This is a genomic window from Oryzibacillus soli (genome assembly GCF_051594765.1).
Taxonomy (GTDB): Bacteria; Bacillota; Bacilli; order Paenibacillales; family NBRC-103111; genus Paenibacillus_AR.
Genome location: NZ_JBPPGJ010000008.1, coordinates 14,329 through 27,124, shown reverse-complemented (window position 1 = coordinate 27,124; position 12,796 = coordinate 14,329). Strand labels below are relative to the sequence as shown.

Below are 12,796 nucleotides of genomic sequence, written 5' to 3'. Positions count from 1 at the left end.
CACAAGGAGGAAGCACGTTGAAATATGTTGTCGTCCAGCGGGGAGACGAGCTCTCCCAACAGCTAACCGCCCGATTCCATACCTTGGCGGCCGGCTGCGGCATGACCGAGAGCGAGGAGGAGCCTGACACCATCGTCACCATCGGCGGCGACGGAACCATGCTCCATGCGTTTCACCGGTTCCGCCGTCACCTTCAGCACGCATCCTTTGTCGGGGTTCACACCGGACATCTGGGCTTCTTCGCAGACTGGATGCCGGGGGAGATCGAGACGCTGGTTCAACTGATGGCCGCGCCCTCCGAAGGCAGCAAGCTGCGGCTGGTGGAATACCCGCTGGTGGAAGTAGAGATGACGGGAAAGGACGGGCAATCCGATACATTCCTGGCCTTGAACGAATTCACCGTCAAGGGAATCGATTCCACGCTGGTGGCCCAGCTGAATATTAACGACGAGCTCTTCGAGATGTTCCGCGGCGACGGCATTTGCATCTCCACTCCCTGCGGCAGCACCGCCTACAACAAGAGCTTGGGCGGAGCACTGCTCCACCCCTCGCTCGAATCGATACAGATCGCGGAGATCTCCTCGATTAATAACCGGGTGTACCGGACGCTGGGCTCGTCCATGATCCTACCCAAGCATCATCACTGCGACATCTATCCGAAGTCCCAGGGCAAGCTGCTGTTGTCCGTGGACTATAATCACTCCCAGCGGGAGGACATCGTATCCCTTCGCTGCCAAGTCTCCCCGGAGAAGGTCCGTTTCGCCCGCTACCGCCCTTTCCCCTTCTGGAGCCGGGTCCGCGAGGCATTCATCGGCCACGACGTGCAATAGGGAGCACCCTTTCATCTCGAGCTCGAGCCGCCCACCCCTTCCGACCGATCAACGGCACATTTGCCCTTCGTCGAGCCTGTTCCCCTTCTTCCGACTCGATCAAAGGCATATATGCCTTTGATTGGTGTGAGTCCCCTTTTTCCATCTTCAACCGGGCTAACAAGCGGCAGATTAGCCCTTGATTCTTGGACAATGTGTGTGTTCCGGGAAACCAACGGCAATTGTGCCTTTGGCTGCGGTAAGCTCTCCCGAACCCCCACACAATTGATTCTCTTGAACAACAAAAACCGGACTCCCTTTACGGGTAGTCCGGTTTTTGTTGTTCAATCCGTTAGGCCAGCGGCTCGGCCTTTTCCTTGTTGGCATCGCGATCGCGATCCCGGCTGCGGTCCCGGTCGCGGTCCCGATCCCGGTTGCGCGGGCGGTCGTGGGGCTTGCCCCGGCCCCCGCCTTGCTGGGCCTGCTGCTGCTCCCTCGGACCACCGCTATTTCCGCTGCCGCCTCCGCCGCCACGGCCCTTGTGCTCTCCACCGGCCGCATGGGTCTGTACCTGCGGCTTGCGGTCCCGCTCCCGGCCGTTGCCGCCGTTAGGCCCGCCACCGCCGCCTCCGCCGCGCCGCTCGCCGTCGCGGCCATGCGGCTGGTCGCCGCCCCGGCTCCGGTCACCCGGATCCCGCTGCCGCGGCTCCTGCGGCCGGCCTTCGCCGTCCCGCTGCTGTCCCCGGGGCCTCGAATCCTGGTGGCGCGGCCGGCCTCCGCCGCCCTCCGGCCCCCGGTTCGGACGGCTGTCTGCGTCCCCCCGCGGCCGGCTGTCCTGGGCCCGGGGACGCTGCTCGCCGCCGCGTCCTTCCTCGGCCTTTTTGGCCTCCTGGACCTTGGCCTTCCATTCGCTGGGAATGCCGCGGCCGTCGCCCCAACGCTCCTGCGCGGCCTTGTGGCGGTTCTCCGTACCGGCCCGGTGATAGTGCTGGCGGGGCTTCAGATCCGACGAGGCCGCCGGCTCCGCCACCGCAGAGATCACAGGCTCCTCCTGCGGAGCTTCATCCGCTTGGGGCTCCGCCTCCAGCTCCTCACCGTCGGCTCCCTGGACCGGCTGGCCTTTTTTGGCCGGCTGCTTCTCGACGATGAAGTACGCGCATCCGAAGTTGCAATACTCGTTCAAGTAGTCGTGCAGATGGCTGATGGACGCATCCTTCGAGCCCTTGTTATTGGCCTCCTTGAAGAAGCCTCTCAGCCGGAGCTGGTTGTAGCCCCAATCCCCGACAATATAATCGTACCGGTCCAGCACCTCGCTGTACCGCTCGCGGAACACTTCGAAGTTCCACGCGTTCTTATGGTCCTTCACCAGTTGGTAGGAATTGCCCCCGATGTGATACAAGACACCTGCTCCCTTCTGTAGCCCAAAATCATATCGACCTGTGATTCATCTCTAACCGCATCTATGTTCAAAACTCTGTTCGAGTTTGGGTGCATCTCATGCTCTACTAAGACTGCAGCGGCTTGCCTGCGGAGGCGGATGCCGCCTGGTCGTGGGCGTGGTAGCTGCTGCGAACCAGCGGGCCCGACTCCACGTGCTTGAAGCCCCGGGCCAAGCCTGCCTGCTTCAGCTCTGCGAATTCCTCCGGCGTATAGTACCGGCTCACCGGCAAATGCTGCTTCGTCGGCTGCAGGTATTGCCCGATGGTCAGAATATCCACCTGCCGCTCCCGCAGATCGTCCATGGTGCGAAGAAGCTCCTCCGTCTCCTCCCCTACCCCCACCATGAGGCTGGACTTGGTCGGGATGGCAGGCGCCAGCTCCTTCGACCGGGCCAGAAGCTCCAGGGAACGATGGTACTTGGCCTTGGACCGCACCCGGTCCGACAGCCGCTCCACCGTCTCCACATTATGGTTCAGAATATCCGGCCGCGCCTCCAATACCGTCTGGAGCGAGTCTTCATTCCCCAGGAAATCGGGAATCAGCACCTCCACCCCGCAGAGAGGCAGACGCTTCCGCAGAGACCGGATGGTCTCCGCAAAGATGGAGGCTCCACCGTCAGCCAGGTCATCCCGGGCGACGGAGGTTACGACACAATGACGCAGGCCCATCTGCTCGGCGGCTTCCGCCACGCGCTCCGGCTCCTGCAGATCCAGCTCCGTGGGCAGGCCCGTATGGACGGCGCAGAAGCGGCAGGCCCGGGTGCAGATGCTGCCCAATATCATAAAGGTAGCCGTCCGGTTGGCCCAGCATTCGTGAATATTCGGACAACGGGCTTCTTCACAGACGGTATGCAAGGTTTTGGTTCTCATGAGCCGCTTCAGTTCCGTGTAGTCTTCACCTGCGGAAAGCTTGATTTTCAGCCATTCCGGCTTGCGCAGGTACGATTTCGTGGCCATATGCCAAGGATCCCTGCCTTTTAGCTGGATTTTTACCATTATAGCATGAAAATGCCGTTTTCACCTATTCCGCACGGGGGACTTGTCCGCCTTATATCCAAGCCCTATAGGCAGTCAAGGGGGAAAAACCACCCCTCCCATCATTAGGCACGCTTGGAGGAAGTGTGATAAACTGTACGGGAGAGAAAAAGGAGGAGGAATCGCGTTGGAAACCACTCTGACCATAAAGGATAAGGACCTGAAGCTGGGTCAGGTTCTTCGGGAAATGGGGCGGGTCATGGTCGCCTTTTCCGGTGGAGTCGACAGCACGTTCGTGCTGAAGAGAGCCCAGCAGGAGCTGGGGGATCAGGTGCTGGCGGTAACCGCCGCGTCCGAAACCTTCCCGAGCCGGGAGTTTGACGCCGCCGTGAAGCTGGCGGAGGACATGGGAGTCCGCCTGCATAAGACGGAAGTGAAGGAGTTCGAGAACGAATCCTTCGTCGCCAACAACCCGGACCGCTGCTACCACTGCAAGACGGGCCTGTATTCCCATCTTCAAACGCTGGCCAAGGAAATGGGCTACGCATACATTCTCGACGGCTCCAACATGGACGACCTGGGCGACTACCGGCCCGGACTCCAGGCCAAGAAGGAGCAGGGCGTCCGCAGTCCCCTGCAGGAAGCGGGCATGACCAAGGAGGAGATCCGTACCCTCTCCAAGGAGCTGGGCCTGCCGACCTGGAACAAGCCGTCGTTCGCCTGCCTGTCGTCCCGGATTCCGTACGGGACCAAGATCGAGCGCTACAAGATCGACCAGCTGGATGAAGCGGAGGCGTACTTTGCCAAGCTGGGCTTCTATCAGGTGCGAGTTCGCCATCATGACAAGATCGCCCGGATCGAGGTGCTGCCGGAGGAGATCGTGAAGGTGCTGGAGCACCGGGATCAGATCCACGACAAGCTCAAATCGCTGGGCTTCCAATACGTCACGCTGGATCTGGCCGGCTACCGGACCGGCAGCATGAACGAGGTGCTGTCCGCCGCCGTCAAACAAAAAGTAAAGGATGCTGCGCCTTGATGGATCTCGATAAATTGTTGAAGCTCGTCCATACCGGGGACCTGAACCCCGAGGAAGCCAAAAGCCATTTGGCCGATCTGGTGAAGGCCAAGGAAGCCCCCGGCGGTGTGGCGGACATGGGCTTCGCCCAGCTGGACCTGGACCGGGAGCGCCGGATCGGCTTCCCCGAGGTGGTCTTCGGGGAAGGCAAGACCGCAGAGCAGCTTCGGGCCATCTTCCTGAAGCTGAAGGAGCACGCAGACCGGGTGCTGGCCACCCGGATCACGCCGGAGAAGGCGGAGGCCGTCCTGGCCGAGCTGCCCTCCGCCAAGTACAACGCCACGGCGCGTACGCTGACGTGGCAGAAGAACCCGCAGCCTCCCGCGGGCAGCGGGTACGTCGCCGTCGTCTGCGCCGGCACCTCGGACCTGCCGGTAGCCGAGGAGGCCGCCGTGACGGCGGAGATGATGGGCTGCCGCGTGGAGCGGGTCGCCGACGTCGGCGTCGCCGGCATCCACCGGCTGTTCGGCCGCCTGGAGCTTATCCGCGGCGCCGACGTCATCGTCGTGGCCGCGGGCATGGAAGGCGCCCTGGCCAGCGTCCTGGGCGGGCTCGTCTCCAAGCCCGTCATCGCCGTGCCGACCAGCATCGGCTACGGCGCCAACCTGGGCGGCATCACCACGCTTTTGGCCATGCTGAATTCCTGCGCGCCCGGCGTCACCGTCGTCAACATCGACAACGGGTTCGGAGCAGGCTACTCCGCCGGCGTCATCTACCAAAACCTGCAGAAGAAGGCGAAATGACCCTATGAAAATCATCTATTTCGATTGCTTCTCCGGCATCTCGGGAGACATGGCGCTGGCGGCCCTGGCGGACGCCGGAGCGGACCGGGAATACATCGAGGAAGAGCTGGCCAAGATCCAAGTGGAGCCCTTCCGCTTAAGCTGGAACCGGGTGAACAAGAAGGGGATCTCGGCGCTTAAGATGGATGTCCACCTGGACGATGCCCATCCGCCGAAGCAGCACCGTTACCACAGCGAGATCGTGGAGCTGATCCTGAAGGCGGGCTTGAGTGAGAGAGCCACCTCCTTCGCCCTGGCCATCTTCGAGAAGATCGCCATCGCGGAGGCCAAGATACACGATGTTCCCGTGGAGCATGTCCACTTCCACGAGGTCGGCGCCATGGATTCCATCGTCGACGTAGTCGGAGTAGCCCTGGCTCTCGATTCACTGGAGGCGGAATCCATCATCTGCTCGCCGGTGCCTCTGGGCTCCGGGACCATCCATATCGACCACGGGCATTATCCCGTGCCGGCACCGGCCACCCTGGAGATGATGCGGGGCATTCCCATCGCCGAGAGCCGCATCCGCAAGGAGCTGACCACACCGACGGGTGCCGGCATCGTGGCCGGCACCGCCACGGGCTTCAAGGCTTCCCTGCCGACCATGATCGTGGACAGCATCGGCTACGGAGCAGGCACCCGGGATCTGCCGGACCAGCCCAACGTGCTGAGGGTCGTGGTCGGCCATACCGAGGCCTATCTGGAGAAGTGGCACACCCACCATGAGCTCCACAAGCTGGAGCACACCCATGACCATGCCCACCACCATCATCACCACGGAGACGGGCATGGACACCATCACCACGATCCGGCCCATGCCGGGTCCGGGCAGGAGCCGGCCCACGATCATGATCATGGACATGGCCACGGGCATGATCACCATCATCACCACAGCCACGAACACGGAAACGATCATGCCCACGAGCATCCGGGCAGCGGTCGGTTCCGGGTCTTGTCCCACGGACATCCGGCGCCCTCCGAGGAAGAGGTTCATCTCTGTGAGGAGAAGGACGCGGAGGGCTGCACCCACCAGCACAAGCACTAAGTGCCGCAACAATGAAGCCCTTCTTTGGAAGCGTCGAGCTGCCAAAGAAGGGCTTCATTATGTTCCATTCGCTATGGCCTGCCCATATAGCGGCTGCGCACCTCGTCGTAGACGTCCTTCAGCGGCACGCCGTACCGCTTGGCAGCCTCCTCGCACTCCCGGAACTCGGGCGCAAATTGGACCGCTTGGCCTTGATGATACCCCACCTTGACGGACAGCACGCCGAACCGGGTCTCGACCTTCTCGAAGCTGCGTCCCAGTCGGTGGCATGCCGTGCGGATATACCGCACGCCGAGCGTCGTCGTTTCGCGGAAGATCACCGTCTCCATCCGCGGCAGCCGGTCCTCGGCCGTCAGGACGTTCAGCATCACGCCGGGACGCCCTTTTTTCATAATAATCGGAATCCAGTAGACATCGTTGGCCCCCTCGGCCAGAAGCAGGTCCGTAATATAAGAAGTCCATTCGGGGTTCATGTCGTCCAGGTTGGCCTGGATGATGATAAGCCCTTCGTCCGTATGCTCGTCCTTGTGCAAGAACTCCACTTTGTTCCCTCCGCCCGTTACCCGGATAAAATGCCATACCCTGAATCATGCTAAGTATAGCACAGATCCCCCCCTTAATCCGATGAAACGACAGGCTCTTCGCACGCACCAACCAGATGAGGAGGACAAAGGAGATGGGACGGTATCATCCCAAACGAAGGCTGGCGGCGGGAGTGCTTGCGCTCGGCATGCTGCTCGGCGCGGCGCCCGCGGCGGCGGAGCCTGCTGTCCAACGTCCGCCAGCAGACGCCGACGCTCCGGCGGCTGCAGCGAAGCCAGCCAAGGCCGTATACGCCGAACGAAAGGCGCTGTTCGACCAGATGAGCGCCATGACCGGGATTCCCTGGTACGACCTGGCGGCGGTGGACCAATATGAACGAACCCTGAATATCGCCAAAAAACGTCCCGCCGGCCCGGGCCTGATCGGGATCTTCTTTACCCCATACGAGTGGGCGGGGCCTGCGAATCCGAATCCGGAAGACCAGGATGCGCGAACCGTCGCCTTGTTCGGCGGAAGGGGCATGGACGGAGATGGAGACGGCAAAGCGGACCGCCATAATGACATGGACCTCCTCCATACCATGACCCGGTTTCTGCTGAAGCATGGAGTAGGTCCCGAGCAGTTCAAGCACGCTCTGATGGAATATTACCGGAATCCGCGGGCCGTGGAGCGGATCCAGCAGTTCTCCCGCCTCTATTCCTCTTTCCAGACGCTGGAGCTGCATGATCATGCCTTCCCGCTGCCCCTCGGCTCGGATTACTCCTACCGCAGCACCTGGGGCGCCAGCCGGGGCTGGGGAGGGCACCGGATCCACGAGGGCACCGACCTGTTCGCCCATTACGGCGTCCCCGTGCGCAGCACCTGCTACGGGATCATCGAGGTCATGGGCTGGAATCCTTACGGCGGCTGGAGAGTCGGGATCCGGGACATCGGCAACGTGTACCATTATTACGCCCACCTCTCCGGCTTCAACAAGCAGGTGAGGGCCGGCGACCTGGTGAAGCCCGGCCAGGTGGTCGGCTGGGTGGGAAGCTCCGGCTATGGCAAACCGGGCACCTCGGGCAAGTTCCCTCCCCACCTGCATTACGGCATGTACCGGGATAACGGAACGGCGGAATGGTCCTTCGACCCGTATCCCCAGCTGCGCCGTTGGGAGCAGGAAGAGCGGCTCAGCCGCAAGAAGAAATAAACGGTTGGCATTCCGGCCCTAGAGGGGCCTGGGTGCCAACCGTTTTTTATTTGGCCTCTGCCGGAGCCGGCGCTTCCGCTGAGCTGCCCTTGATCGTGGCGCCGTTCTGCGACATCTTCAGCTGGGGCAGGGACACGGAAGGCGGCAGCGGCTCGGAGCCTCCGACGGGCTTGCCGCTGTTGTCCATGTAATACATCGGCGTCCCTCCCACTACGAGAACATAGGTCACCGGAATCTCGGTCTCCACGACCTCCGGATCCGTATCTATGGGGATGATGACCGACACCTCCGCCAGCACCTTGATATAGACCTCGACCAGAATCATGTTGATGCCGGCATTTTGCACGCGGGTATTGAGCGTCACTTGGGCGTTGCCCACCGGCGTCAGCCGTACCGGAATATCCGGACCGAAGGAAGCGAGTATGGCGCTGCCCATGGCTTGCCCCAGCGGAATCCGCTCCGGCAGGGTCCGCAGCTGCAGCAGCTGATCCTGGACCGTCTTCACGGTGTCGGAGGTGATGCGCATATGCTCGGCGTAATTCAGCACGAAGCTGGAGACGTTCCCGTTGGAGTCCCGCTGCCACTCGATCAGCTTATCGTAATTGGTGCCCCGGGCCAGATGGTCCGTAATGGCGCTGTTGATGGATTGCGTGGCGATCTGCTTCACCCGGACCTTGGCCAGCTTCATAAGAGGCGGCTTCACGTTCTTCTCCACGAAGATGAAGGACTGCAGCGCAAACAGCATGGTCACGAAGAGCAGCAGGAAGAAGATCCGCTTCCTCCGGCTCCTGCGGGGCGGACGGCTCTGAAAGCGGCGGCCCGACATCCGGTTTCCCCCCTCGGCTCTTGGATTTGTCCCTGTATAGAGCCTATGCCCGGGCTTGGCAAAAAAGAAGCGGCTCAGCTTTCGACACCGATCCGGGACTTAAGTTGTAGTGAATCTCTATCAAAAATGACTCTACTTTTAGATTGATTTCTACTATAATGGGAGAATAACCATATATTATGTCGATGAAGAAGGTGATTATTGATGCTTCCTTACCATTCTGCCGGACACCGCAGGAAGCGGGGAAGGGTGTGGCTCACGCTCGTTCTTCTCTTGTCCCTGCTCGTGCCGGCGCTGCCGCCTCCTCCCGCCTATGCCGAGGAACCGGCGGTTCAAACCATTTCCAATCTGAGCGTCACTCCATCCAGCTCTCAAGCGCTGCAAGCCTCGGGCTATCAATTCACCTTCCAGGTATTGCAGGAGCTCCATCCGGGCTCCGATTACTTCTATGTCGTATTCCCCGATGACTTCGAGGTGCATTCTGCTTCAAGCATCATGATGATGAAGATCAATGGGGGCAATCACGGCGGAGCTTCCTTCCTCCCGACCTACAACGGGCAGGAGTACCAGATCTCCATGCCGACCACGGTATATCCGGGGGATACGGTCACCCTGGAGCTGAACTCCGCCAACGCCATTCAGATCCGTAACCCCGGCAGGCTCAACGATACGGGATCGTACCCCGTCCAGGTGCGGGCCAATGAAGACCCTCCGCTGGAAGCGACCCTTCACCTGGCCTACGGAAGTCCCGTGGACAATCCGGTGCTGACGGTTACGCCAGCCGAGCTGTCCGCAGGCAATACGAACGAGTGGCGCATCGATTTTGGAACCTCCCGTGCTCTCGAGACCGGAGATGTCATTCACCTGACCTTCCCGGCGGGAACGTTCTACAACTTCGATTACGACAACCTGGTCTATGACGATTGGGGGGAAACGCCCGCTTTCCGGCTGAACGGTACAGCTCCTACATACGTCAAACATTCAGGGAATGACATCCTCCTTCCCGTGGAATCCACCCAAAGCGGCACGGCCAATACCTTGGTCATCTCGGAGGAAGCGCTGTACAACCCGGAGGCCGGGTCCTATCAAGCGCTTCTGTCGGTAACCCCGAACAACGGGCCGATCGGGCTCAGCTATACCGTAGTGCCCAGCCGGCTTATGGCGGCAGCCGACAACCCGAAGCAATACGCGTCTAACGTGACTTACACACTGACCTACCGTCCGCGCTCGGTAATCGACGACTCCGGCTCCAAGAGGCTGGTCCTCCAAGTGCCGGAGCACATGATGCTCAATACGGACAACGTGACGATCAATGGCGCACATCCCCAAGCCGTAGGCGAGGATGGAGGCGGAACCTACTACATCAATCCCGCTCCAGGCTCCCTCTTCACTCCTGACGATGCGCTCCCTATGCTCATCGTGCTTCACGGCATGCAGAACCCGCCGGATGAGGAGTTTGTGGAATTCCGCGCCCATTCGGACGGACAGCCTATTGCGGATCTGGCCAAGGTGGCCCTGGTGGAATCTTCCCCGTCCTATAACCCGGCTCTATTCGGCGAATCCTTGGCGGTAAGTCCCACTAGCTATGTGAAGCTCCCCTCGGGCACCGAGAACAATTTCTCCGGTGATTCCCATTTCTCCATTGGGCTGTGGATCAAGCCTGCCAGCACCGGCGGGACCCAGACCCTCTACTACAAGGGCTCCGGCGGAGTAGATCAGCTGGTGACGCAGATCACCCTGAACGAAGGGAAGATTGTCGCGGGTTTGGGTCGCAGCAGTTTTACCGCCGACGCCGATTGGAACACGGTTACTTCCGAGGCCGATGTAGTCCCAGGGGAATGGACTCATGTAGCTCTCAGCTACAACGGGCATAATTTTACCCTCTCAATCAATGGCATTGAATCCGGTCATACCGATGAAATCGAAGCACCCTTCCAGTATTCCTATACTTCCGAACAGCCGGTTTACATCGGCAACGATGCGGAGGGCCTGACTCCGTTCACCGGCCGGATTGATGACCTGCAGATCTTCCATGATTCATTCTACAGCGAGTGGTGGAAGGGCTATATGTATAGCGGAGATATGGGTTATAGTGCACCCGCGTCCAGATATACGTTCGAAACCGCTCAGAGCGGCGGGGTTCTCGCGGATTCCACGGGAACCCGGCATGCGGTGTACGTCACCGGAGCCGCGTATCCCACCGCAGACTATCACGTCGTGAAGAACATCCCCCGCTCCGCCATCCTGCCATCCCTGGATGTCGCGGGAATTACAGGCTACGAGATTGTGGCGAGTCCATCACACGGCACCGCTGAGCTCACGGATGTGCTAGCCGGCACCTTCTTGTATTCCCCCGCGGCGGATTATACTGGAACGGACTCGTTCCTGTACAAAGTCAACGGAGCAGACGGGGCTGCCGCCGAAGGCAGGATCGTCCTGAAGGTGGAGGAGAACCGGCACGGCACGGATTCCACCAACGCAGATCTGGCTTTCTTGAGCGTGAACGGCTACAGCCTCCCGCTTTCCCCGGCAGAGACCGTGCTCAACTGGAATGTGCCTCCGGGAACGTTCCGTGCGCTGATCCAGGCTTACGGAAATTTCGACCAGGAGGTTACCGTCGGACAGGAAACCATTACTCCCTATTCGGGCAAGGACTGGGATCTGACCGAAACGGACAATCCGGTTCCGATCACGGTGGATTCTTACGATCATACCGTTCAGAAGCATTACACCCTGAACATTCACATCGCAAGCTATGCCGAGATCATGGAGCAAGCCTTCAACACCCTGACGGAGAGCGCCATTCTCGGCTCCAACACCGGATTGTCCCAGGTGACCGGGAATTTGAGTCTGCCCAGCTTTTGGTCGAACGCCTCTGTGACCTGGACCAGCACCAATCCCGGGTATCTGAGCCCCTACGGCATTGTCAACCGGCCGGCAGCCACGGCGTCGGACGTGAGCCTTATTCTGACTGCCACCTTGACCGCGGGCGGTGAGAACCGGACGAAGACCTTCAATGTCACAATCAAGAAGCAGGACGCTCCGGTGGTTACCGCCCCGGTCATGGAAGCTCTCTACGCAGGCTCCAGTGCGAATTCGCTTACGGCATTGGCAGCAACCGGTCTCCATCGCTACGCCATGACGGTAACCGGCAGCACCTACGTGTACCTCTCGCCGGCAGCCGCGGACGCCATTATCTATGTCGGAGGCCAGAGCTTCACGGGCGCTCCGGTTGAAGTGGCGCTCCTTCCGGATCAATTGAACACCATCGCCATAACACTTAGTCACCCTGCTGATCCGAGCGTGTACGAAGTGTATTTCGTAGAAGTCACTCACGTAACTCCCGGAACCGCACCGGTGGTGACCGGAGCCTCTTACGGCGGCAGCACCTTCCCGATCAGCGGCTCTGGCATCCATGCTGTGGTGCCCGCCGGGGATTATCCTGCGCTCTTCACCATTGAAGGCACCTTCTCCGGCAGCCCCTTGACCATAACCGGCGCATGGACCGGCACGGATTCGGTGACCCAGCTGGTGTACGGCGGCAACACACTGACCGTGCCCTTCCATAACGCCGAGACGTCGGTTTCCTTCACCGTACACGGATCGGCGAGTATCTATCAGCTCGCTGTCACTCCGCAGACGACCCCGCCGGCCCAGGAGCCCGTCTTGACCACCGCCATCCTGGGGGCTAACGGAATGGACTTGACGCTGTGGTTTGACCGGGATATTACTGGCTTGGATCCGTCCAAGCTCACGATAACCTCCGGAACGAACCAGGTTCTCTTCCAGTCCAGCGGCATTGCCGCTTCGAACCCCCGCACGGTGAAGGTAGTGCTCCAAGCACCGTTGTCTTACGGACAGAGTCTACGGGTGCTTCTCCAGCAGGGAACGGTAACCTCTAACGGGCAAGCGAATCCGCTGGCGGACAGGCAAGCCATCAACCTGAGCATGTACACCGGAGGCACCGCTGAAGTGAAACTGGACATTGCCAAGCTGGCCGATCCCGCCGTGAATTGGGCCAATGTTCCTCCCGCCGTCATCCGGGAAGTGCTGAACAGCATCGCTCCCCGGTTCCGGACGCTTCCGAGCCCCCATTAATGCTGACACCCGGAT

General features: G+C 60.6%; 10 protein-coding genes. 6 read left to right on the top strand and 4 right to left on the bottom strand.

The features are described from left to right. The first annotated feature begins 17 nt into the window (after positions 1–17). Complete coding sequence (locus ACSEXW_RS12105) at positions 18–830, top strand: NAD kinase (protein WP_438446412.1); 813 nt, start codon at positions 18–20, stop codon at positions 828–830. Between the two features lie 331 nt (positions 831–1,161). Here ACSEXW_RS12105 and ACSEXW_RS12100 read toward each other — a convergent pair whose 3' ends face one another. Together ACSEXW_RS12100 and lipA are read right to left on the bottom strand one after the other, a co-directional pair. Then, positions 1,162–2,208, bottom strand: a complete 1,047-nt coding sequence (locus tag ACSEXW_RS12100; RefSeq protein WP_438446411.1) for a YutD family protein — start codon at positions 2,206–2,208, stop codon at positions 1,162–1,164. 106 nt (positions 2,209–2,314) lie between these two features. Continuing rightward, on the bottom strand, positions 2,315–3,205 hold the full coding sequence (gene lipA, locus ACSEXW_RS12095) for a lipoyl synthase (RefSeq protein WP_438446410.1): 891 nt from the start codon (positions 3,203–3,205) through the stop codon (positions 2,315–2,317). A gap of 205 nt (positions 3,206–3,410) precedes the next feature. On the opposite strand from lipA, the gene larE reads away from it, so the two are divergent. From larE to larC, 3 genes are read left to right on the top strand one after another with little or no spacing between them, the layout of a single operon-like run. After that, positions 3,411–4,259, top strand: a complete 849-nt coding sequence (gene larE, locus ACSEXW_RS12090; protein WP_438446409.1) for an ATP-dependent sacrificial sulfur transferase LarE — start codon at positions 3,411–3,413, stop codon at positions 4,257–4,259. Next, entirely contained in the window at positions 4,256–5,041 is a 786-nt protein-coding gene (gene larB / locus ACSEXW_RS12085; protein ID WP_438446408.1) for a nickel pincer cofactor biosynthesis protein LarB, read from the top strand. The genes larE and larB overlap by 4 nt, the downstream gene beginning before the upstream one ends. 4 nt (positions 5,042–5,045) lie before the next feature. Further along, on the top strand, positions 5,046–6,125 hold the full coding sequence (gene larC, locus ACSEXW_RS12080; RefSeq protein ID WP_438446407.1) for a nickel pincer cofactor biosynthesis protein LarC: 1,080 nt from the start codon (positions 5,046–5,048) through the stop codon (positions 6,123–6,125). Between the two features lie 71 nt (positions 6,126–6,196). Here larC and larC2 read toward each other — a convergent pair whose 3' ends face one another. Further along, positions 6,197–6,667 carry a nickel pincer cofactor biosynthesis protein LarC2 gene (gene larC2, locus ACSEXW_RS12075; protein ID WP_438446406.1) on the bottom strand — a complete coding sequence of 157 codons (471 nt, stop codon included), beginning with the start codon at positions 6,665–6,667 and terminating at the stop codon, positions 6,197–6,199. 134 nt (positions 6,668–6,801) lie between these two features. On the opposite strand from larC2, the gene ACSEXW_RS12070 reads away from it, so the two are divergent. Then, positions 6,802–7,857, top strand: a complete 1,056-nt coding sequence (locus tag ACSEXW_RS12070; RefSeq protein WP_438446405.1) for a M23 family metallopeptidase — start codon at positions 6,802–6,804, stop codon at positions 7,855–7,857. A 46-nt stretch (positions 7,858–7,903) separates the two neighbouring features. Here ACSEXW_RS12070 and yunB read toward each other — a convergent pair whose 3' ends face one another. Next, on the bottom strand, positions 7,904–8,683 hold the full coding sequence (gene yunB / locus ACSEXW_RS12065; protein ID WP_438446404.1) for a sporulation protein YunB: 780 nt from the start codon (positions 8,681–8,683) through the stop codon (positions 7,904–7,906). 204 nt (positions 8,684–8,887) lie between these two features. Here yunB and ACSEXW_RS12060 point away from each other — a divergent pair, with 204 nt between their 5' ends. Next, positions 8,888–12,781 (top strand): LamG-like jellyroll fold domain-containing protein, encoded by a 3,894-nt coding sequence (locus tag ACSEXW_RS12060; RefSeq protein ID WP_438446403.1) that lies wholly within the window; start codon positions 8,888–8,890, stop codon positions 12,779–12,781. Positions 12,782–12,796: the final 15 nt, after the last annotated feature.

Bases quoted from the DNA above. Each gene is read 5' to 3' on its own strand.
- lipA (WP_438446410.1), bottom strand. From the start codon at position 3,205: ATGGCCACGAAATCGTACCTGCGCAAGCCGGAATGGCTGAAAATCAAG.
- larC (WP_438446407.1), top strand. From the start codon at position 5,046: ATGAAAATCATCTATTTCGATTGCTTCTCCGGCATCTCGGGAGACATG.
- ACSEXW_RS12070 (WP_438446405.1), top strand. From the start codon at position 6,802: ATGGGACGGTATCATCCCAAACGAAGGCTGGCGGCGGGAGTGCTTGCG.
- yunB (WP_438446404.1), bottom strand. From the start codon at position 8,683: ATGTCGGGCCGCCGCTTTCAGAGCCGTCCGCCCCGCAGGAGCCGGAGG.
- ACSEXW_RS12060 (WP_438446403.1), top strand. From the start codon at position 8,888: ATGCTTCCTTACCATTCTGCCGGACACCGCAGGAAGCGGGGAAGGGTG.